The sequence below is a fragment of the Roseateles sp. GW821-FHT02E12 genome (assembly GCF_059421665.1).
In genome coordinates this window covers 377,351-397,823 of the sequence record NZ_JBWKVK010000001.1, presented here as the reverse complement: position 1 = coordinate 397,823, position 20,473 = coordinate 377,351, and the positions used below count along the sequence as shown (strand labels likewise).

Genomic DNA, 20,473 nt, shown 5'->3' with positions numbered 1-20,473 from the left:
CCCATCTTGTATCAGGGTTGGCGGCGAATCAATGCGTCCGCAACCCCATAAATCGTTCAGTGCATCACGACGGGCTGCTGCCCCATCACCGCGTAGCGCTCGATGAAGGCGTCGAGTTCGTCTTCCGACGGCTCGCCTTCGTTGATGAGGGCCTGCACGCCTTGCTGGAAGGATTCCGCCAGCGCGCCCTCGATGAAGATTTCCTTGCGGGCGAACTTGTCGACGATCTCGAAGCCACCGCGGTTGATCTGCGGGCCCTCTTCGACGGCTTGCAGTTCCGCGGTCGGAACATCGAACTGGACGACGATGAAGCTGTCGGAGTTGTAGAGCATGTGCATGGAGTTCTCCTCTAGGCTTCAACTGCGGGTGGCAACCGGGGTTTCAAGCCTCGGTTGGTTCAGATACTGGCAGAACGCCCCGCAGTTCGGGTCATCCCCCGCGCCGGCAACGTGTAGGAAGCGTCAGGAGTTCACGTAGGAGGCTGATCCCCCTGGCGCGACGCTACCGAGCGGCGGCCTCTGGCAGCCGGATCTCGAAACCGCGTGTTTCAGGGTCGCCCTGGCGCAGGCGCACCGGCCAGTAGCCGCGCGCGGGGTCCAGCCACAGCTCGACGCCGGGGTCGCGGTCACCCAGCGGCTGGCGGCGCAGATGCAGAGTGCCGCCGTCCGCGGGCTCGGCGTCCACGACTTCGAAAACCCATTCCCGCAGCTCACCGCGCAACCCCGCCACCCAGACCCGCCAGCGCCCGCCGGGTGCCGCACTTTGAGGATTTGCGGCCTGCACCAGGGCAGCGAGCTGCAGCCACCAGGACAGGCGGTCCTGCGTGCCCTCCGGCAGATCCAGCCGGGCCGGGCTGGCCGAAAAGCTGACGCGCCTCTCTTCCGTGTCGAAATTGACAGCCTGCCGGTCCTGGCCGCCGCGCTGCAACGCGAAGCGTTCGGGTGCGAGGCCCGCGCTGCCCGTGTGGCCCAGGCTCTCCCAGGCGGGCAGGGCGCGTTCGCCGATGCGCCGCGTCAGGCGCAGGCTGTAGCGGCCGTCGGCTTCGGGGCGCCAGTCCAGCAGGGCCTCGCCGTCCTGGCCGCCCTGGCGCAGCCGGTATTGCCAGGCCGCCGGGCCGGTCAGGCGCAGCAGCGGCGCCTCTGGCGCCATGGCGGGGGCGTCTACCGCCGGCAAGGGCGGTCTGGCGCTGGGCCGCGGCGAGCGGGCCTGGGGTGTCGGCAGCACCGGTGGCGCTGGCTCGGGCAAAGCCATCGGCAGGTTGGGCGGCTGCAGCAGCGCGACGCTGACGGCCCGCGCGGGCCGGGCCGCGTCCTCGCGCACCCGCTCGCCGCCCAGCAGCGCCGCATGGGCGAGCAGGCTGGCCGCCAGCGCGAGCAGGGCGGCGCGGGGCGGGGTCAGGCGGGCGCGCATCGCACAATGCTGCCATCACCCAGACCCTCCGCTCATGAAACTCGCCAGCTACGCCGACGGCTCGCGCGACGGCCACCTCGTCGTCGTGTCGCGCGACCTGACCCAGGCCCACTACGCCACCGGCATCGCCACGCGCCTGCAACAGGTCCTGGACGACTGGGGCTTCATCTCGCCCCAGCTCGAAGACCTCGCCGTGCAGCTCAACCACGGCAAGCTGCGCCACGCCTTCGCCTTCGAGCCCGACAAATGCCTGGCGCCGCTGCCTCGCGCCTACGGTTGGGCGGTTCTCGACCCCGAGGGCGGCGTGCAGCGTGAAGCCGGCAGCTTCTCGGCGCCGGGCCAGCCTTTGCGCGTGCCGGCCCAAGGCCAGGCCGTGCTCGCAGCCATCAGCGGCGACCTGGCCGCCGCCAGCGACACCGCCGCGGCGCTGGATGCGTTGCGCCTGCTCACACTCGCGGTGGATTGGCGCATCGACGGCGAGCTGGTTGCCACGCAGTGCGCGCCGCTGGCCGTCACGCCCGACGAACTCGGCAGTGCCTGGAACGCCGGCCGCCTGCAGGCGCGCTTGCATGTGCTGCACAACGGCAGCAAGCAGGAGCCGCGCGACGTGGCGGCCGCCGCTGGTGAGGCCCTGGCCCGCCTGGCAAGGCTGCGCGCGCTGCGGGCCGGGCAGGTGGCTGGCGCGGCCCTCGGCCCGCTCGACCTGGCGCTTTCAGCCGGCGACAGCCTGCTTCTGGACCTCAAGACCGCCGAGGGCGCCAGCCTGTTCGGCGCCATCGACCTCGACATCGCTCCCCCACCGCTATGAGCCGCCTGCCCATCATCATCGACACCGACCCCGGCCAGGACGACGCCATCGCCCTGCTGCTGGCCGCCGCTTCGCCCGAGCTGGAACTGCTGGGCGTGACCACCGTCGCCGGCAACGTGCCGCTGGCGCTGACCACGCTGAACGCCCGCAAGGTCATGGAGCTGGCCGGCCGGCGCGACGTGCCCATCTGCGCGGGCGCCGACCGGCCGCTGGACGTGCCGCTCGTCACCGCCGAGCATGTGCACGGCGACACCGGCCTGAACGGCGTCGAGCTGCCCGAGCCGACGCTGGCGCTGGACCCGCGCCACGCGGTCGACTTCATCATCCAGACGCTGCGCGAACGCGAGGCCGGCACGGTGACGCTGTGCCCGCTGGGCCCGCTGACCAACATCGCGCTGGCGCTGCGCCAGGCGCCCGACATCGCACCGCGCATCCGCCGCATCGTGCTGATGGGCGGTGGCTTCTTCGAGGGCGGCAACGTGACGCCGGCGGCCGAGTTCAACATCTACGTCGACCCCCAGGCCGCGCATGAGGTGTTCACCAGCGGCGTGCCCATCACGATGGCGCCGCTGGACGTCACGCACGAGGCGCTGACGACGGCCCGGCGAATCGATGCGATCCGCGCCCTGTCCAACCGCGTGGGCTCCGTCGTCGCCGCGTGGATGGAGTTCTTCGAGCGCTTCGACGAAGAGAAGTACGGCCAGGACGGCGGCCCGCTGCACGACCCCTGCGTCATCGCCTGGCTGCTGAAGCCCGAGCTGTTCACCGGCCGCGACTGCAATGTGCGCGTCGAGACGCAGAGCGAACTCACGCGCGGCATGACCGTCATCGACTGGTGGGGCGTGACCGGCCTGTCCGCCAACGCCCAGGTGCTGCGCCATGTTGACTCGGATGGCTTCTTTGCGCTGCTGACGGAACGCCTGAAAAAGCTCGGATAAAGCCATTCCTGATGGGCAAATCCCGGTCGACATCATTTATGTCTGGATGTAAAAACGAGCCCTGAACAGGGATTGACCCGAAAGAGAGCATCGCTCCGCGGGGCCGCATCCAAGGCGATGCAGGCGGGAGAACCAGGTGCCGAGCAGAGAAAAGCTGCTGGAGGTGATCGCCATCCAGACCGAGGTGGCCCGGCTCGGGCTCGACCTGGGTGGGCTGATGAGCCTTGTCGTGCAGCGCACATTGACCCTGGTGGGTGCCGATGGCGCGGCCGTCGAGCTGGCCGAGGGCGAGGACATGGTCTACCGCGCCGCGGCCGGCATGGCCCACGGCAGCCTGGGCCTGCGGCTCAAGCGCGGCGCCAGCCTGTCGGGCCTGTGCGTGCGCGAGGGCCACGCCCTGCATTGCGACGATGCCCTGGCCGACCCCCGCACCGACCGCGCCGCCTGCGAGAGGCTGGGCCTGCGCTCCATGGTCGTGGTGCCGCTGCGCCACCAGGGCGAGACGGTGGGGGTGCTCAAGGCCATGTCGGCCCAGGTGGCTCATTTCAATGACCGCCACTTCGCCCTGCTGGAGCTGCTGTCCGACCTGGTCGCCGCGTCCATGTATTTCGCGACCCGCTACGCCCCGGGTGAACTCTTCCACAAGGCCACCCACGACGGCCTGACCGACCTGCCCAACCGCTCGCTCTTCCTCGACCGGCTGCGCTCCTCGCTGGCCCAGGCCGTGCGCGATGGCCAGCCACTCGCCGTGCTGATGCTGGACATGAACGGCCTCAAGCCCATCAACGACCGCCACGGCCACCGCGTCGGCGACGCGGCGCTGCTGGAGTTCGCGCGCCGCCTCAACGGTGGCGTGCGCCAGTCCGACACGGCTGCGCGCCTAGGTGGCGACGAGTTCGGCGTGCTGCTGCGCCCGTTGGCGCCCGAGGGCGGCCTGGCCGCGACGATGGACCGGCTGGCCCGGCAGCTCAACGGCGGTTTCGAGTTCGAGGGCCGGCAGCTGTCGGTCTGCGCCAGCATGGGTGCGGCCTGCTTCCCGGAGGATGGCAGCGAAGTCGTGCAGCTCATCGATCTGGCCGACCAGCGCATGTATCGCCACAAGCGCTCGCTGCAGCACGCCGCCGCCTGATTGCCCCGTAGACCGTCTGCGGCGGTGGGAAGATGGGCGTCCCGTTCCCTCGGAGACCGTCATGCAACGCCGCCTCATCGTCGCCAGTGCCCCAGCCTTGTTGCTGCTGCGCCCCGCCTGGGCGCTGAACCTGAGCGAGGGCGACGCCAACGCCGGCATCCGCACGGCGCTGGAGCGCGGCGCGAACGCGGCCGTGGCCTTGCTGGGCCGGCCCGACGGTTTCCTCAACAACCCCCTCGTCAAGATCGAGCTGCCGGGTTATCTGAAGGACGCGGCCAAGCTGCTGAAGGCCACCGGCCAGGGCGCGAAGCTGGATGAGCTCGTCATGGCGATGAACCGCGCCGCCGAAGCCGCCGTGCCAGCGGCCAAGCCCTTGCTCGTCAAGGCCGTGAAGGACATGAGCGTCGAGGACGGCCTGAAGATCCTCAAGGGCGGCGACGACTCGGTGACCCAGTTCTTTGCCGGCAAGACCCGCGAGCCGCTGGGCCAGCAGTTCCTGCCCATCGTGACCAAGGCGACTGAGAAGGTGTCGCTGGCCGACAAGTACAACGCCGTCGCCAAGAAGGCGGGCGGCTTCGGCCTCGTGAAGGGCGACGAGGCCAACATCCAGCAGTACGTGACGGCCAAGGCGCTGGACGGCCTCTATCGCATCATTGGCGAGGAGGAGAAGAAGATCCGCCAGGACCCGGTCGGCACCGGCAGCGCCATCCTGAAGAAGGTCTTCGGCGGGCTCTAGCACTCGCGCCGGCGGCAGCTTTCGGCCGGCCTTTCGAGGGGCGGCGTACGGGGTCGCTCAAGGGATGGCGTGCTGGGCGGCCTGATGGCCGACAATCTCGGCCCTTGCCTGTTTGCTGCTGCCTCGGCGGCTTTGCGATGAATTCCGATCTTCCCGATCCCGTTACCCCGTCCGAAGAACCGGCAGCCGCTGCCCCCGCGCCTGTGTCCGAGCCCGAGGCCACGCCTGAAATCGAAACCTCGCCAGAGGCCGCACTCGAGGCTCAGCCGGAGGGCACGCCCGCTGCTGCGCCCGCCGCAGCGGCCACGCCCGCCGTGGACGCCACCGCCGAGTTGAAGGCCATGTTCCCGGCGCTGTTCACCGGCAAGCCCAAGCCCGTCAAGCTGCGCGTCCAGGCCGACATCCAGGAGCGCGCGCCCGGCAAGTTCAGCAAGGCCCAGCTCAGCGCCTTCCTGCGCCGCCACACCGGTGGCACGAGCTACCTGATCGCGCTGACCCAGGCCAAGACCCGTTTCGACCTCGACGGCAACCCGGCAGGCGAGATCACCGAAGAGCACCTGACGGCCGCCAAGGAAGAGCTGGCGCGCCGCAAGGGCGTGCAGCAGGAGCGTCAGCAGGCGGAGCAGGAGCGCCACCAGCTGGAGTTCCAGCAGCGCCGCAACCGCGCCCAGCTGCTGTGGGACTTCGAGCGCACGACGCTGACCGAGGCCAATTTCTGCGTGCTCAAGGGCGTTGTGGCCGAGGAGCTGCCGGGTCTGCTGGAGATCGCGCGCAAGGAGCGCGCCGAGGCACCGCCGGCCCCGCCCCAGGACGCACGCCGCGACGGCCCGCGCCGCGACGACCGCCGGCCCGGCGGCGGCCGGCCGGATAGCCGTGGCGAGCGTCGCCCGGACCAGCGTTCAGAAGGTCGGCGTGACCAGCCGCGTCGCGAAGGCGGCCGGCCGCCACAGCCGGGCCGCCAGCCCGATCAGGCGCGTCGCGACCCGTCGGTCAAGCGGCAGGCGCCCCAGGCAGCCAAGGCCGAACCCGCGGCCGCAGAGCAGCCGCCGGCAACCAAGGATCAGACGCCTGAGTAATCAGGCCGCTCCGTCAGGCCGAGTAACGCTGCTCCAGGTAGGCGAGCAAGGTGCGGATCGTCTGCGCCTCGCCACCCACTGGCCGGCCGGCGCGGGGCGCGTCGTTCCAGGCGAACAGGTCGACGTGCAGCCAGTCCTGCTGCGCCGGCAGGAAGTCTTCCAGGAACAGCGCCGCGTTGATGGCGCCGGCCAGCGGGCTCTTGCCCGTGTTGACGATGTCGCCGATCGTGCTCTCGATGCCGGCGTGATACGGCGCCCACAGCGGCATGTGCCACAGCGGGTCGTCCAGCTTCATGCCCAGGTCGACGAGGTCGCGGGCCGTGTCCATGTGCTTGGCGAACAGCGCCGGCAATTGGGCCCCCAGGGCCACGCGGGCGGCGCCGGTCAGCGTCGCCAGGTCGATGACGAGGTCGGGCTTGCCCTCGGCCGCGTAAGCCAGCGCATCGCACAGGATCACGCGCCCCTCGGCGTCGGTGTTGCCGATCTCGATGTGCAGGCCCTTGCGCGTCTTGATGACGTCGCCCGGCCGGTAGGCGTTGCCCGAGATCGAGTTCTCGACCGCCGGGATCAGCAGCTGCAGGCGCACCGGCAGCTTGAAAGCCATGATGAGGCCGGCCAGGCCCAGCGCGTTGGCTGCGCCGCCCATGTCCTTCTTCATCTGGCGCATGCCTTCGCCGGGCTTGATGTTCAGCCCGCCGGTGTCGAAACAGACGCCCTTGCCGACCAGCGCCAGCTTGGGGTGCTTGGGGTTGCCCCAGTTCACCTCGATCAACCGAGGTGAGCGCGTGCTCGCGCGGCCAACGGCGTGGATGCTGGGGAAGTTCTTCTTCAGCAGCGCGTCGCCGACGGTTTCGGTGAAGGTCGCACCGTATTGCTTGGCCAGCGCCTTGGCGGCACCAGCCAGCTCGGCGGGGCCCATGTGCTCGGCCGGCGTGTTGACGAGGTCGCGCGTGGCGGTGATGGCCGTCGCCAGCGCAATGCCGCGCTCGGCGTCGCTGCCCTGCTTCAGCACCAGCGTTGCCGGCGCCCGTTTGGCGGGCTTGTAGAGGTCGAAGCGGTAGCCACCCAGCTCCCACGACATGGTCGCCGCCTCGGGCAGCAGGGCCAGGCCGGCGTCGTCGAGCTTGTAGACGCCTTCAGGCAGGGCCAGCGGCAGGTGGCTCAGCGCGAACGGGTGGGCGGAGTGGGCGACGCCGGCGAAGACCTGGGCCAACCGGCCATCGGCGCCGGGCACCAGGGCGTGGCTGTCGGCGGCGCCGACGAAGCCGACCGTCGCCAGCCAGGCGCGGGTGGCCTCGGGCAGGCCGGGGGCCAGCGCCTGGAAGGCGGCGCGGTCGACGACCGTGATGGGGGTGGCCTTGGCCGGGAGGGTCTTTTTCAGCTGGACGGTCATTGCGCGAGTCCTGGATTCCAAAGCCGGCATTCTGCACAGACGAGAGTGCAAAGAAGTGTGTTCGGCCTGTCAACCGCCGCCGCCGAGCCCGCGTTGTGCCTCTCAATCGCGCCGCAATCGGCGTGAGACGGCCCCGAAAAGGCCAAGCAAACACCATGAAGATCCAGACCCGCACCGAAACCCAGCATCGCCGCCTCCCCGTGCCCGAGATGGGCCTGGCCTGGAGCGCCGAGGAGTCCGTCGACAAGGGCCGCAAGCACGAGGCCTTCGACACGGGCTTCTACAGCGGCGAGCGCCGCGGCCTGGCCCGCGCCATGCGCCTGGACCGCAAGCGTTAATTCGCGACCGGCGGCGACCCGCCGCCCGGCACACAAGCCGGATGGCCTGAGCCTCACCCCTTGCAGCCCGCCGCCCGGCCTCCGGACGGCGGGCTTCGTTTTTCGAGCTGTCGGGAAATCCTCCCGAATCCGGAGCACCGGCTGCACCGAGAATGCGCCCCCATGAAAGCCGCCCGCCGTTCCATCGCCTTTTTTTCAGGGCTCCTGCTCTATTGCTTCGGCGCCGGTGCCGCCATGAAGTACGCCAGTACCGGCCTGCCGCGCCAGGTCTATGTGACGCTGGGGGGGCGCAATAGTCTGCAGGTGATGCTGGGCGAGGCGGTCGCCATCGCGGTGCTGCTCTTCATCGTCGCCGCCATCTGGGGCTATCTGACGCTGCGCCCGCAGCGCCGCCGCCACCGGCCGTACATCGCCTGGATGATGTCGGGCGTCGGCGCGGCCTGGGCGGGCTGGCTGATCTTCGGCGCCTTCAGCTTCGCGCTGAAGCCGCGGGCCTACTCGGCTCCCTTGCAGAGCATGCTGCTGTCGTCCAACGCGGCGCCGCTGTTCGGGGCGCTGAACATCTTCGCCGTCGTCGGCGGTGTCTGGCTGGCCGGCCGTTGGGCCAAGAAGCGCCAGGTGGGCCTGCCCAGCACGCGCTCGCGCCGCCGGTCTGAAGAGGACTCCGTGCAGGATGCCGGTACCGACACCACCGTGTCGACCGTCGGCCCCCACACCGTCTCCCCGCCCGGGCACTGAGCCTGTCATGCCGCGCGCGGTCTGCCCGCGCTGCGAGCGCCCGGCGCTTACCTGCCTGTGCGCCACGCTGCCAGCCCCGCTGGCCCACCGCACGGAGCTGCTGATCCTGCAGCACCCGGCCGAGGCCGGCCATGCGAAGAACACCGCGGCGTTTCTGACACTGGGCCTGCAGTCCGCGCGGCTGCTGCGCGGCGAAGTCTTCGACGCCACGCTGGCGGTCTCCGGCACCGCGCTGCTCTACCCCGGCGATGGCGAATCAGCTGCGCCGGCTGACGTGAAGCGCCTGATCCTGCTCGACGGCAACTGGCGCCAGAGCCGCCGCCTGCTGGCCGCCAACCCCTGGCTGGCCGCGCTGCCGCAGCTGGCCCTGCCCGAGCAGCCATCGCGCTACGCCATCCGCCGGGCCCACCGGCCCGGCCAGCTGTCGACGCTGGAGGCCGGCCTGCACTCGCTGGCGCTGCTGGAAGGCGGGCCGGAGCGTTTCGAGCCGCTGTGGGCCGCCTTTGAAGCCTTCATCCAGGCCGGCCTTTACAGAAGGGCAATGGGTTTGACCTAGGATTTCGGGATGCCTTCGTTCCTGCGCCCTGTTTTCCTGGCCCTGCTGGCCGCCCCTGTGCTTGTATTGGCCGCCCCGCCCGAGGCTGCCACCGAGCATGTGCAGGCCCGCCTGGTGTCCAGCCAGGCGACGGTCGCACCGGGCCAACGCTTCACGGTGGCGCTGGAACAGAACATCAAGTCGCACTGGCACACCTACTGGCTCAACCCGGGCGATTCCGGCCAAGCCACCACCATTGCCTGGGCCGGTGCCGAAGCCGGCGCCATCCAGTGGCCGACACCTTCCGTGCAGGCCATCGGCCCCATCGTCAACTACGGCTACGAGGGCCGCCCGGCCCTGCTCGTTGACCTGACGGTGCCGGCCGATGCCAAGCCCGGCGGCCGCTTCAAGCCGACGGCCGAGGTGCGCTGGCTGGTCTGCAAGGACGTCTGCATCCCCGAGCAGGTGAGCCTGGGCCTGGACCTGCCCGTGGCGTCGGCAGCCCAGGCCGGCGCCGATGCGGCCCAGATCGAGGAATGGCGCGGCGCCATTCCCAAGCCGGCGCCCTTTGCCGTGCAGCTGAAGGCCGCGCCCCAGGGGGTGAGGCTCAGTGGCCCGGCCACTGGCGTCACCAAGGCCTATTTCTTTGCCGACACCTGGGGCGCCGTGGCCCACAGCGCGCCGCAGGCCCTGAAGGCCGAAGGCAGCGGCTGGGCGCTCGACATCCCCGCCGGCGACGAACCCGTGCCAGCGGCCAAGCCGCTGTCCGGCGTCATCGTGCTGACGACGGCAGCGGGCGAGCAGGCCTGGACCGTGTCGGTGCCCATGCCCGAAGGCGCCGGCAAAGGCCCCGGCCCGGCGGATCTGAGCGCGCCGGCCACCGAAGCCGCCGCGCCCACACCCGCACCCGAGAGCGACCTCGGCTTGCTGCCGGCCCTGGCCCTGGCGCTGGTGGGCGGCCTGATCCTGAACCTGATGCCCTGCGTCTTCCCGGTGCTGTCCATCAAGGCGCTGGCGTTGGTGAACAAGGGCAACCACAAGGCCGAGGGGCTGGCCTACACGGCCGGCGTGCTGGCCAGCTTCGCGGCGCTGGCGGCCGTGCTGATCGCGTTGCGCGCCGGTGGCCAGCAGGTGGGCTGGGGCTTCCAGTTCCATTCGCCAGTGTTCGTGCTGGTGGTGGCCTATGTGCTGTTCCTCGTGGGCTTGAGCCTGTCGGGGCTGTTCGAGATCGGCGGCAGCTTCACCGGCATCGGCTCGGGCCTGGCGGCGCGCCAGGGGCTGGCCGGCAGCTTCTTCACCGGCGTGCTGGCGGCTGTCGTCGCCACGCCCTGCACGGCGCCCTTCATGGGTGCGGCGCTGGCCTTCGCGCTGGCGCAGCCCGCGGCCGTGCTGCTGGCCGTCTTCCTGGCGCTGGGGCTGGGTCTGTCGCTGCCCTTCCTGATCCTCGCCTTCTGGCCGGCGGCGCAGCGCTGGCTGCCGCGCCCGGGCATGTGGATGGACACCTTCAAGCAGGCGCTGGCCTTCCCCATGTACGCCGCCGTCGTGTGGCTGCTGTGGGTGCTGGCGCAGCAGGCCGGCGCCGACGGTGTGGCCCTGGCCCTGGGGGGCCTGGTGCTGATGGCTTTCGGCCTGTGGTGGCGGCGCGTCAGCGGCGCCAGCCTGGTGGGCACGGGTGCGGCGCTGGCCGGCGTGGTGCTGGCCCTCGGCCTGGGCACGGCGATCAAGCCCGTGGCGAGCGAGGTGCGGGCTGGTGAGTCTGCGGTCGAGGCCTACAGCGCCGAGCGCGTGGCCGAACTGCGCGGGCAGAACAAGCCGGTGTTCGTGAACCTGACGGCGTCGTGGTGCATCTCCTGCCTCGTCAACGAACGCGTGGCCTTGTCGCGCGCCGACGTGAAGGCCGCGTTTGCCCAGTCCGGCGTCGTGTACCTGAAGGGCGACTGGACCCGCGAGGACCCCAAGATCACCGCCGTCCTCAAGGCCCATGGCCGCTCGGGCGTGCCGCTCTACCTCTTCTACGCACCCGGCGCCGCCGAGGCCCAGGTGCTGCCGCAGATCCTCACCCCTGGCCTCGTCATCGAGGCGGTTTCCTCCCCTGCAACCTCCCGGAGTTCGACATGATGAATCTGCTTCGCCGCTCTCTCATCGCCGCAGCCGTCGCCGCCCCCGTGCTGGCGCTGGCCACCACCGTGGTGGACGCGCCCGCGCCGGCTTTCACGGCCACCGCGGCCGATGGCAAGACGGTCAACCTGGCCGACTACAAGGGCAAGACCGTCGTGCTGGAGTGGACCAACCACGACTGCCCCTACGTCAAGAAGCATTACGGCAGCAGCAACATGCAGAGCCAGCAGAAGGCCGCCGCCGCCCAGGGTGTCGTCTGGCTGCAGGTCATCTCCTCGGCACCCGGCCAGCAAGGTTTTGTGGATGGTGCGACGGCGCAAAAGCTCAACGCTGACCGTGGCGCCGCGCCCGCCGCGACGCTGCTGGACCCCAAGGGCGAACTGGGCAAGCTCTACGGCGCGCAGACGACGCCGCACATGTACGTCATCAAGGGCGACGGCACGCTGGCCTACAAAGGCGGCATCGACAGCCTCGCAACGCCCGACAAGGCCGACATCGCCAAGGCCGAGCCCTACGTGACCGAGGCCCTGGCCGCCGTGGCTGCGGGCCGCAAGGTCGAGAAGGCGTCGACGCGGCCCTATGGGTGCAGCGTCAAGTACGCGAGCTAGAACACCGACAGCCCGGTCTTCGCCACAAACAGCTCCAGCGCCTGGCGCCCCAGCCAGGAGTTGCCCGTGCCGTCCAGCGCGGGCGACCAGACGCACAGGCTGAGCCGGTCCGGCACCACGGCGACGATGCCGCCGCCCACGCCGCTCTTGCAGGGCAGCCCGATGCGGAAGGCGAACTCGCCGGCCGCGTCGTAGGTGCCGCAGGTCAGCATCAGCGCGTTGACGCGCCGGGCCTGGGGCTCGCTGATCACCGTCGTGCCGTCCAGCGGATGCCGCCCGTCGCGGCACAGATAGCCGGCCGCGCGCGCCACCTGCTCGCAGTTCATCGCGATGGCGCACTGGTTGAAGTAGACGTCCAGCACGGTGGCCGTGTCGTTGTCCAGCGTGCCGAAGCCCTTCATGAAGTTGGCCAGCGCCGTGTTGCGAAAGCCCGTGTCTGCTTCGGAATGCGCCACCTCGGCGTCGATGTGGACGGGTTCGCCGGACAGGCTGCTCAGCAAGGCCAGCATCTCGGCCTTGGCGTTGCCGCGGCTCACCAGCCGGTCTGCCACCGCGATGGCGCCGGCATTGATGAAGGGGTTGCGCGGGATGCCGCGTTCCGTCTCCAGTTGCACCAGCGAATTGAACGGGCTGCCCGAGGGCTCGCGGCCGATGCGCTCCCACAGCGCTTCGTCCAGCGCGCGGATGGCCAGCGTCAGCGAGAACACCTTGGACATGCTCTGGATGGAGAACAGCGTCGCGCTGTCGCCGGCCGCGGCCGTCTCGCCCGCGCAGGTGCGCAGCGCGATGCCGAACTGCAGCGGCGACACGCGGGCCAGCGCCGGGATGTAGCTGGCCACCTTGCCGCCGCCACCCAGGCGTGGGCGCAACTCGGTGTTGATCTCGTCGAGGATGAGCTGGAAATTCATGAACGGGATTCTGGACTTCAGAATGCCGCCCCATGCAAGCCCTGCTCGACGCCATCGCCACGCTGGCCTTTCCCACCGATGCCCAGCGCCTCTTCCACGGCCGTGGCGGCCTCTTCCCTGGCTGCGAGCACCTGACGCTGGACGCCTACCCGCCCGCCTTGCTGCTGACCAGCTTCGAGCCGCTGGCCGACGATGCGCTTGCCGCCATCGGCGCGGCGATCACGGCGCGCTGGCCCGAGGCGCCCTGGGTCTTCCAATGCCGCCAAGAGGGCGGCCGTGTCGAGACGCGCCTGATGGCTGGCTCCCTGCCCGAGCCGCACGTCGTCACCGAGGCGGGCGCGCGCTACCTCGTCCACCTGCTGCGCGGCCAGAACCACGGCCTCTTTCTGGACATGGCGGAAGGCCGGCGCTGGGTGCGCGAGCACGTCACGCCGGGTGCCAAGGTGCTGAATCTGTTCGCCTACACCTGCGCCTTCTCGGTCGTGGCGCTGCAGGCCGGCGCGGCCGAGGTCGTCAACGTGGACATGGCTTCGGGGGCGCTGGCCACGGGCCGGGCCAACCATGAACTCAACTGTGTGAAAACGGGCGCCAAATTCCTAGCCCACGACATCTTCAACTCCTGGGGCAAGCTGACCCGTGGCGGGCCCTACGACCTCGTCATCTGCGACCCGCCGAGCTTCCAGAAGGGCAGTTTTGTCGCGACCAAGGACTACGCGCGGGTGGCGCGGCGGCTGCCGGATTTGCTGGAGCCCGGTGGGCTGGCGCTGCTGTGCCTGAACACGCCCAAGCTGGGCCTGGATTTCCTGCGCGGCGTGATGGCGGAGCAGGCCCCCGAGCTCGAGTACGTCGAGCAGGTGGCCAACCCGGCGGCGTTTGCCGATGCCGATGCAGACAGGGCGCTGAAGGTGCTGGTGTACCGGGCCGCATCGGCACGTTGACAGCACATCCCTGCGTCACTACCTTCGTCGCCTTGCACGCGAGCAGCCGCTTGGCGTGAACCACCCGGAGACACGCCATGGCCAAGCTGTTCGCGATCTACCAGCAACCGGCCGACCCGGCCGCGTTTGACCGCTACTACTTCGGCACCCATGTGCCGCTCGCCAAGACCATCCCGGGCCTGTTGAGCTACGAGGTCACGCGCGGCGATGTGATGGGCATGGCGGGCAAGCATGGCGTCTACCTGGTGGCCATCCTGGGCTTCGAGTCCATGGCCGCCATCGGTGCGGCGATGGCTTCGCCGCAGGGCCAGGCCACCGCGGCCGACCTCGCCAACTTTGCGTCGGCTGGGGTGGACGTGATGATGGCCGAGACGGCCATGGTCTGAGCTTCGCGCAGCGCCTCAGACGCCGGCCACGGGGCGTGGCCCGCCCTCGTCAGTGCAGGCGCCCGAGTTCCGCCAGCAACTTCGCCCGCGCCGCCGGGTCGTTGACCGACTCCGCCAGCCGGTTGAAGAACACCGCCCGGCTGTCCGTGCCGGTGGCGGCGCGCTTGACCAGCACCTTGGCGATGGGCCCGACATGCTGGGCCAGCAGCGCCTGGGCCTTGTCGATGACCGCCTCGTTCAGCGGGCCGCCGATGAGGGTGCCGCCGGCCGAGCCGGCCGTCGCGCCCTTGGAGCCGCCGGCAGACGGCGAGCCGGCCGTGCCACCCGCCGTTCGGTGGTGGTGGCCGCCCGTCACGAGGCTGGCCTGGCCCAGGAAGGCGTCGCGGGCGCGGGGGTCGCTGACCTGCTCGGCCAGCTTGTTGTAGAGCTCGTTGATGTCCTGGCACTCGCGCGCGGCGCGGCGCACCAGCACGCTGGCGAGCGGGCCGACATGCTTGGCCAGCGTCAGCTCGGCCTGGGTGAGCTGGGCCTTGTCCCAGTGCGAGGGCGTCGGGGCGCTGGCGGTGCCGGCCGTGGAGCCGGGCACCGGTGTGCCGGACAGCGACTGCGGTGCATGGGTGGGCGTGGCCAGCGGCGGCTGGGCGGGGCGGGCGCGCGCCGGGGCCAGCATCACGGTCTTTTCCCAGCCGGTGTCGTCGATGCTCTGGCCGATGCCGTCGGTCAGGGCCTGCTTGAATTCCTCGGCCGTCGCGTAGCGGTCCTCGGGCCGTTTGGCCAGCGCGCGGGCAATGATGGCGTCGAACCAGCCCGGGCGCTCGGCACCCTCGATCATCGACGGCGGCTGGGGCATCTCGTTGACGACCTTGTACATCAGCGCTTCGGTCGTGCCGGCGAAGGGCGCGCGGCCGGTGAGCAGCTGATAGAGCACGACGCCGGCGCCGTAGATGTCCACGCGCCGGTCCATGGGCTTGCCGAGGAACTGCTCGGGCGCCATGTGGCTGGGCGTGCCCACCATGTAGTGGGTCTGTGTGAGGTTGGTGCTCTCGATGCGCGCGATGCCGAAGTCGGCCACCTTCAGGCGGCCCACCGTCGTCATGATGATGTTGGCGGGCTTGATGTCGCGGTGCCAGACACCCTTCTCGTGCGCGTGGCCCAGGGCATCGAGCAGCTGGCTCATGATGCCGGGGATGTCGGTGTCGGTGAAGCGCACCTTGGCGCCCAGGTAGCTGGCGAGCGAGCGGCCCTCGACGAACTCCATCGCGATGTAGGCCACGTTCTCGTCGCGGCCGAAGTCGTAGACGGCGACGATGCCGGGGTGCGTGAGCCGGCCGGCGGCCTGGGCCTCGTTGCGGAAACGCGAGGCCGGCGCGCCGGGGCTGTCGTCGTCCGCGTCGAGCTGGGTACGGATGGTCTTCAGCGCGACGGTGCGCTGGATGTCGGGGTCGAAGCCCTTGTAGACGACGCCCATCGCGCCTTCACCGAGGACCTCGGTGATGCGGTACTTGCCGAGCTTTTGCGGATGTTTGGCCGGATCAGGCATCGAGGAGCTTCATGGCCTGCACGACGCTGGCGCGCATGCGAGAGAAGGAGTCGGACAGCGTGGCGATCTCGTCCTTGCCGCTGGACTGGAACTCGGGGGCGTCCAGCTCGCCCTGGCTGACGCGGTCGGCCAGCGCCGACAGGCGGGTGACGGGGCGCACGACCAGCATCCACACCATCAGGTTCAGCACGACACCGACGGCGACGAAGACGCCGATCAGCGAGGTGATGAAGACCTTGAAGGTCTGGTCGGCACGCTGCAGCGGCACGCCCAGCGGCACGGACACGACCTGCGCGCCGATGACTTCGTTGAGGTTCCAGCCGAAGCCGTTGGCCGGGCCGTACTTGGCGACCATGGTGGCCGGCGCGGCCTCGACGCTGCTGTGGCAGGCCAGGCAGGCGGGGTCGGTGATGCGCAGCGGGCGGGCGATGTAGAGCGACGGGCCGGCGGGGGTGTCGCGCGTGCCGACGGTTTCCTTCAGGTCGGCCGAGGAGCGGAACTGGCCGACGATGTCGACCTCCCAGCTTGTCGCGCGGTCACGCGGGTTGGTGGGGTTCAGCGTCGCTTCCTTGTAGGCGAACTCGGGGTGCTTGGACAGCAGCGTGTTCAGCACCTCGGTGGCGGCATAGCTGGGCACCGTCTGCGGCAGGAACTCGTTGGCCATCTGCGAAACCAGCAGCGGCTTGACCTGGGTGTTGGTGTAGGCGCGCACGGCCAGGGCCTTCTCCATCAGCATGCGCGCACTCTCGACAACCTCCTGCTGGGCGTTGTTCTGCAGCAGGTTGCGGGCGATGTAGCCGCTGAGCGCGATGCCCAGGCTCATCACGAGCAGGTAGACGAGATTGAATTTGGCGAGCAGTTTCATGGTGAATTTTCCCCCGAGGGCAGCAATGGTAGTGCGCTGATATGGCTGAGTGACCGCGTGCTTGCTCGCGGTTCCCGGTGAATTCCGCACAAAAAAAGGGCGCCCGACCGAAGTCGGGCGCCCTGAAGCGGCTTTTGCGGTGGCGGGCCCTGCACTCAACGCAGCTTCACCAGCCCGTTGAGCACCTGGTCCAGACCTCCGAACACGGAGATCTTGTCGATGCGCTCGGCCACGCGTTCCAGCGTTTCCAGCTCCTTCAGGCGCAGGGCGACGGGGTTGTCCTCCATCACCTTGGCCGTGTTGAGCAGGGAGCGCGTTGCCGCGGTTTCCTCGCGGCGGCGGATCACGTTGGCCTCGGCAGCCTTGCCGGCCTCCACCACCTGGGCGAGGATGGTCTTCATCTCGCCCGGCAGCACGATGTCCTTCACGCCCACACCGTCCAGCTGCAGGCCGTAGCCTGCGAGCTTCGCGGTGACCTGGGCGGTCACGACTTCATCGATGACCGACTTGTTCTCCAGCAGCTCATCCAGCGTGCGCGTGCCGACGGCGGCGCGCAGGCCGAACTGCAGCTCGCGGTAGAGGTGGTCGGCCGGCTTGGCCAATTGCTCGAACGCGCGCAGCACATCGACATAGCGCCAGTTGGCGGAGAGGTTGAGCCGCAGCGAGACCTTGTCGCGGGTCAGGATTTCCTGGCCCGTCACCTCCAGGGCCTGCAGGCGCAGGTCCACCAGCTCCACCGACACGTTGCGGTTGAACTTCCAGAAGGCGTAGACGCCCGCCGTCAGCAGCCGCTCTACCTTGCCGTCCACGCGCAGCAGGCCAGCGCCGGTTTCCGGCACCTCGACCTGCAGCACGCCGGCGAGTCCGGTCACCGCGCGCGGGCGCAGTTGCGGCTGCGCCAGGCGCGCAGCCACGGCCGCGGGCAGCTCGGCGGACGCACGCAGGTCGATCACCTCGACCTGCACGTCCACCAGGCCGCGCCAGTACAGGCGCCGCGTGGCGGGCGGCAGCACTTCGACCAACACGCCGTTCTCGGTGCGCAGGCCCGCCTCGTGCTCGCCGAGTTCGACGCGCAGGAACTCCGCCGCGACGACCGCAGGCTCCTTGGCCAGCAGGTAGTCGGTCAGCGGGTGGACGAAGGCCGGCTGGCTGATCGCGAAGATCTCGACCTTCAGCTCGTCCAGGCCGGCGAACAGCCAGTGCGTGCCCGGCTGCAGCACGCGCTCGAAATCGCCGTTGCGCAGCAGGATGCCGCGCTCGTTCTTCTTCACAGTCACGCGCTTGATCGTCATGGTGTTCTCCTTGTGGTGACGCGTGTTGATGGGATGGGGGTGCCGTTACAGCAACCCGTGCGGACGCCGGATGCCAGGGCCTGGCGCCACGGTGCGCGTTGAACGTCTCCTCCCTGAAGGCGTTTGCAGCTAGCCGTGGTTGCAGGACCCCGCTTGCCCGGTGCACGAGCGCGGGCCGCTGATGCGCGGTCCGGCCAAGGCCGGGGCGCACGTTCGGCGGGGTGGTCTTGCGACCGATGGTTCCTGGATGGGAAATCCAAGGTTTTGGAGCGGGATTCGAACCCGCGTCAGACGAATTAAGAATTCGTTGCTCTACCCGACTGAGCTATCCAGTGGTGGTGAAGCCGGGAATCGAACCCAGCCCTTGCGGGACACCTTGTCCTCACCCGTATCAACCGATTCCGGCATGGCGGCATACGCCGTGGCAACGGGCGAACCCGGCCACGGCGCACCGGCGGGGTATCAGAACCCCGACCTGTGAGCCTTTGCCTTCTTCGGCAGATTCATGAGCGCCTGGGCTTGTCAGCTCAGGCGCGATCCCTTCGGCAGGCGCGCGGCCAGCCAGTCGTGCACGTCGGCGCGGATGTGGCGGCCCTTGAGGATGAAGTCCTCGAAGCGGCTGGGCACAAACGGCGCAAACAGCAGCGGCATGCGGGCCTCGTCTGGCGTGCGGTCGGCCTTCAGCATGTTGCAGCTTCGGCAGGCGGCGACCGCGTTCATCCAGCTCAAGGCGCCACCGCGGCTTTCGGGCTTGATGTGGTCCACGGTCAGCACACGCGCGTCGAACACCTCGCCGCAATAGGCGCAGGTGCAGCGGTCGCGCTTGACCACCTTGAGCTTGCTGAACGTGGGCGTCAGATCAAAGAGGTTGATCCTCGACGCGCCGCGCAGCGCCAGGATGGGCGGCACTTCCAGCATCGACTGACGGCCGGTGACGGTGTTGAAACCGCCGCGCAGCACGGCGAGCGGCGCTTCGCCCGCGGACCAGACCACCGAGTCGGTGGCCACATAGCCGGCGGCTTCCTCGATCGAGATCCAGGCCTGGGGGAGGCCGGTGATGTCCAACTGCAAAACGTCGTGCATGGTGACCTCCTTTCAGTCTGGGCACGGTGGATGAAACGTGGCGCGCGGTTGCCGAAGTACGTGCGACACGCTGTGGTGAATGGCGTAGTGTGGTGCCAAGGGGCAGAAATCGTGCCTGACCTGCCGGTTTCAGTCGGCATACGGCATGGATGCAACAGACATGGCGCCGCCAGCGGGCTTCGATCCCGCGACCTCCGGTTCGACAGACCGGCGCTCTCCCAACTGAGCTATGGCAGCACTAGACAAGCAATGGTTGTCGGTAACGGGTTCCGACGCCGCCCAATCGTTGCGGCCGGTTTGCGCCTTCGAAGCGTGAGCTCGACGAAGGCTTCAGGTTGAACGGTGGTGCCCCGTGCGGGAGTTGAACCCGCCTCTTCGGCTTGAAGGGCCGAGGACCTCACCGGAAGTCCAACGGGGCATCAGTTGATTGGCGCCTCGTGAACGATTCGAACGTCCGACCGCCGGCTTCGTAGGCCGGTGCTCTCACTCCGCTGAGCTAACGAGGCATGAAAAAGACCATCTCGGCTGTGTCCACACGCGACGCGGCTGGTTTGCGCAAACCAGGATTGCGTCGCTGCACGCGACAGGCGGCCGCCCGAGCGCACATGCACACCGGGCCGGCCGATGCTTGTGCGTGGGCACACCCGAGATGGGGCAGGGCAGCCGAGAGCGAGTCTCGGCGCCTGCCGGTTTTGAGTGCAGCGCCAAACCAAGCCGGCGCGGCACTCGATGCGAGTTGTTAAAGAGCTTGCCGCTGCGCGAACGCCGCGGCGATCCGAAGATCGTTTGCTGCCGAGGCAGCGGAAAAACAAAAGGCCCGGTTCCTTGGCAGGAGACCGGGCCTCAAATGAGCGTGGAAGGGTGGCGCTAGCCGAGTCCTTCTCCCGATGTGTTGGTGTCATCACTCTCACGACCAGAGTCGTGTGCATGGGCGACCGATGCGGACATGCCTGCGCGCTTCAAACCCTGCGCCGGCATCGGCAGCACGGCATCGCACCGGCTCAGGGAGCCGGCGAAGTCGATGATGGTGACGAGATGGCGGTTCATGGCAGTGCGCGAAAGCGGTTCGGTCGTCGGTTGGGGTTGATCGGAAAAGGCCAGATGCCTTGAGCGAATCCGTGTATTGTGAAAACTGTTCACGTCGCGGTCAAGCGCGGCGCAGCACCTAGAATGCATGTGAAGTGTTTTAACAACACTCCACCCAGCCCCTGCCACTGTGTCCAGCCCCGCCACCATCCGCCGGCTCAACGCCCTCGCGCTCTTCCAGACCTTCGCCGAGGAGCGCATCAACGCGGGCGATCCGCCCAAGGGCCTGGAGGCTGCCTGGGCTGCGCGCATCGGCGTCAGCGGTGCGACCTGGTCCATGGCCAAGAGCGGCGCCCGGCCCCTCGGCGACAAGCTGGCGCGCCAGATCGAGCACCACTGCGACAAGCCCGCCGGCTGGATCGACGAGGAACGCGAGCCCACGGGCCTGACGCCTGCCGAACAACAGTTCCTGGCGCTGGCGCTGAAGGTCCATCGCGGCACGAACAGTGACGGGCGCAAGAAGCTCAGGCAGTGGCTGAAGGAGTTTGGCGGCCGCGCTTGACGCCTTGGTTCGGCGCGCGCGCTTCGTGACAGGCCTGTCGGCCCCG

22 protein-coding genes and 4 tRNA genes are annotated in these 20,473 nt (G+C 69.4%); 13 read left to right on the top strand and 13 right to left on the bottom strand.

Annotation, left to right across the window (positions count from 1 at the left end):
* Positions 1-56: 56 nt before the first annotated feature.
* Both AC07V5_RS01835 and AC07V5_RS01830 read right to left on the bottom strand, forming a co-directional pair.
* The gene (locus AC07V5_RS01835) at positions 57-338 is read right to left on the bottom strand and encodes a BTH_I0359 family protein (protein ID WP_495113767.1); all 282 of its coding nucleotides are present in this window, start codon (positions 336-338) and stop codon (positions 57-59) included.
* Between the two features lie 163 nt (positions 339-501).
* The gene (locus AC07V5_RS01830) at positions 502-1,410 is read right to left on the bottom strand and encodes a hypothetical protein (RefSeq protein ID WP_495113766.1); all 909 of its coding nucleotides are present in this window, start codon (positions 1,408-1,410) and stop codon (positions 502-504) included.
* Between the two features lie 34 nt (positions 1,411-1,444).
* Here AC07V5_RS01830 and AC07V5_RS01825 point away from each other — a divergent pair, with 34 nt between their 5' ends.
* The 5 genes from AC07V5_RS01825 (at position 1,445) to AC07V5_RS01805 (ending at position 6,097) form a co-directional block, all read left to right on the top strand.
* Positions 1,445-2,218, top strand: coding sequence for a fumarylacetoacetate hydrolase family protein (locus AC07V5_RS01825; protein ID WP_495113765.1), 774 nt, complete (start codon positions 1,445-1,447; stop codon positions 2,216-2,218).
* Positions 2,215-3,156 carry a nucleoside hydrolase gene (locus AC07V5_RS01820; RefSeq protein WP_495113764.1) on the top strand — a complete coding sequence of 314 codons (942 nt, stop codon included), beginning with the start codon at positions 2,215-2,217 and terminating at the stop codon, positions 3,154-3,156. The genes AC07V5_RS01825 and AC07V5_RS01820 overlap by 4 nt, the downstream gene beginning before the upstream one ends.
* Positions 3,157-3,292: 136 nt before the next feature.
* Entirely contained in the window at positions 3,293-4,285 is a 993-nt protein-coding gene (locus AC07V5_RS01815; protein ID WP_495113763.1) for a diguanylate cyclase domain-containing protein, read from the top strand.
* A gap of 61 nt (positions 4,286-4,346) precedes the next feature.
* Complete coding sequence (locus tag AC07V5_RS01810) at positions 4,347-5,021, top strand: DUF4197 domain-containing protein (RefSeq protein WP_495113762.1); 675 nt, start codon at positions 4,347-4,349, stop codon at positions 5,019-5,021.
* Between the two features lie 137 nt (positions 5,022-5,158).
* Positions 5,159-6,097: a ProQ/FINO family protein gene (locus tag AC07V5_RS01805; RefSeq protein ID WP_495113761.1), complete on the top strand. Its 939-nt coding sequence runs from the start codon at positions 5,159-5,161 to the stop codon at positions 6,095-6,097.
* Between the two features lie 13 nt (positions 6,098-6,110).
* Here the strand turns inward: AC07V5_RS01805 and AC07V5_RS01800 are convergent, their stop codons facing one another.
* Positions 6,111-7,490 carry a leucyl aminopeptidase family protein gene (locus AC07V5_RS01800; protein WP_495113760.1) on the bottom strand — a complete coding sequence of 460 codons (1,380 nt, stop codon included), beginning with the start codon at positions 7,488-7,490 and terminating at the stop codon, positions 6,111-6,113.
* Positions 7,491-7,645: 155 nt separating this feature from the next.
* Here AC07V5_RS01800 and AC07V5_RS01795 point away from each other — a divergent pair, with 155 nt between their 5' ends.
* From AC07V5_RS01795 to AC07V5_RS01775, 5 genes are all read left to right on the top strand, one after another.
* The gene (locus AC07V5_RS01795; RefSeq protein WP_495113759.1) at positions 7,646-7,828 is read left to right on the top strand and encodes a hypothetical protein; all 183 of its coding nucleotides are present in this window, start codon (positions 7,646-7,648) and stop codon (positions 7,826-7,828) included.
* A 162-nt stretch (positions 7,829-7,990) separates the two neighbouring features.
* Positions 7,991-8,566 (top strand): hypothetical protein, encoded by a 576-nt coding sequence (locus AC07V5_RS01790; RefSeq protein WP_495113758.1) that lies wholly within the window; start codon positions 7,991-7,993, stop codon positions 8,564-8,566.
* A 7-nt stretch (positions 8,567-8,573) separates the two neighbouring features.
* Positions 8,574-9,122: a tRNA-uridine aminocarboxypropyltransferase gene (locus AC07V5_RS01785; protein WP_495113757.1), complete on the top strand. Its 549-nt coding sequence runs from the start codon at positions 8,574-8,576 to the stop codon at positions 9,120-9,122.
* A 9-nt stretch (positions 9,123-9,131) separates the two neighbouring features.
* Entirely contained in the window at positions 9,132-11,219 is a 2,088-nt protein-coding gene (locus tag AC07V5_RS01780; RefSeq protein WP_495113756.1) for a protein-disulfide reductase DsbD family protein, read from the top strand.
* Positions 11,216-11,827, top strand: coding sequence for a redoxin domain-containing protein (locus AC07V5_RS01775; RefSeq protein WP_495113755.1), 612 nt, complete (start codon positions 11,216-11,218; stop codon positions 11,825-11,827). Before AC07V5_RS01780 ends, AC07V5_RS01775 begins: the two co-directional genes overlap by 4 nt.
* Here AC07V5_RS01775 and AC07V5_RS01770 read toward each other — a convergent pair.
* Positions 11,824-12,735 carry a glutaminase gene (locus tag AC07V5_RS01770; protein WP_495113754.1) on the bottom strand — a complete coding sequence of 304 codons (912 nt, stop codon included), beginning with the start codon at positions 12,733-12,735 and terminating at the stop codon, positions 11,824-11,826. The genes AC07V5_RS01775 and AC07V5_RS01770 overlap by 4 nt on opposite strands.
* A 32-nt stretch (positions 12,736-12,767) precedes the next feature.
* Between AC07V5_RS01770 and AC07V5_RS01765 the strand changes: the two genes are divergently transcribed.
* Both AC07V5_RS01765 and AC07V5_RS01760 read left to right on the top strand, forming a co-directional pair.
* Positions 12,768-13,673, top strand: a complete 906-nt coding sequence (locus tag AC07V5_RS01765) for a class I SAM-dependent methyltransferase (protein WP_495113753.1) — start codon at positions 12,768-12,770, stop codon at positions 13,671-13,673.
* A gap of 77 nt (positions 13,674-13,750) precedes the next feature.
* The gene (locus AC07V5_RS01760; protein WP_495113752.1) at positions 13,751-14,059 is read left to right on the top strand and encodes an EthD family reductase; all 309 of its coding nucleotides are present in this window, start codon (positions 13,751-13,753) and stop codon (positions 14,057-14,059) included.
* Positions 14,060-14,108: 49 nt separating this feature from the next.
* On the opposite strand, the gene AC07V5_RS01755 is transcribed toward AC07V5_RS01760, so the two are convergent.
* From AC07V5_RS01755 to AC07V5_RS01715, 9 genes are all read right to left on the bottom strand, one after another.
* Positions 14,109-15,599, bottom strand: coding sequence for a serine/threonine-protein kinase (locus tag AC07V5_RS01755; protein WP_495113751.1), 1,491 nt, complete (start codon positions 15,597-15,599; stop codon positions 14,109-14,111).
* A complete protein-coding gene (locus AC07V5_RS01750) occupies positions 15,592-16,464 on the bottom strand; it encodes a Tll0287-like domain-containing protein (RefSeq protein ID WP_495113750.1) in 873 nt (290 codons plus the stop codon). Before AC07V5_RS01750 ends, AC07V5_RS01755 begins: the two co-directional genes overlap by 8 nt.
* Positions 16,465-16,619: 155 nt before the next feature.
* Positions 16,620-17,756 carry a slipin family protein gene (locus AC07V5_RS01745; protein ID WP_495113749.1) on the bottom strand — a complete coding sequence of 379 codons (1,137 nt, stop codon included), beginning with the start codon at positions 17,754-17,756 and terminating at the stop codon, positions 16,620-16,622.
* 265 nt (positions 17,757-18,021) lie between these two features.
* Positions 18,022-18,087 (bottom strand) — tRNA-Lys (locus AC07V5_RS01740).
* Positions 18,088-18,278: 191 nt separating this feature from the next.
* On the bottom strand, positions 18,279-18,839 hold the full coding sequence (locus AC07V5_RS01735; RefSeq protein ID WP_495113748.1) for an HNH endonuclease: 561 nt from the start codon (positions 18,837-18,839) through the stop codon (positions 18,279-18,281).
* 161 nt (positions 18,840-19,000) lie between these two features.
* Positions 19,001-19,076 (bottom strand) — tRNA-Asp (locus tag AC07V5_RS01730).
* A gap of 106 nt (positions 19,077-19,182) precedes the next feature.
* Positions 19,183-19,257 (bottom strand) — tRNA-Glu (locus tag AC07V5_RS01725).
* A 10-nt stretch (positions 19,258-19,267) separates the two neighbouring features.
* Positions 19,268-19,345, bottom strand: a tRNA-Arg gene (locus AC07V5_RS01720).
* Positions 19,346-19,706: 361 nt separating this feature from the next.
* Positions 19,707-19,886, bottom strand: a complete 180-nt coding sequence (locus AC07V5_RS01715; RefSeq protein ID WP_495113747.1) for a hypothetical protein — start codon at positions 19,884-19,886, stop codon at positions 19,707-19,709.
* 169 nt (positions 19,887-20,055) lie between these two features.
* Between AC07V5_RS01715 and AC07V5_RS01710 the strand changes: the two genes are divergently transcribed.
* Positions 20,056-20,427 (top strand): hypothetical protein, encoded by a 372-nt coding sequence (locus AC07V5_RS01710; protein WP_495113746.1) that lies wholly within the window; start codon positions 20,056-20,058, stop codon positions 20,425-20,427.
* Positions 20,428-20,473: the final 46 nt, after the last annotated feature.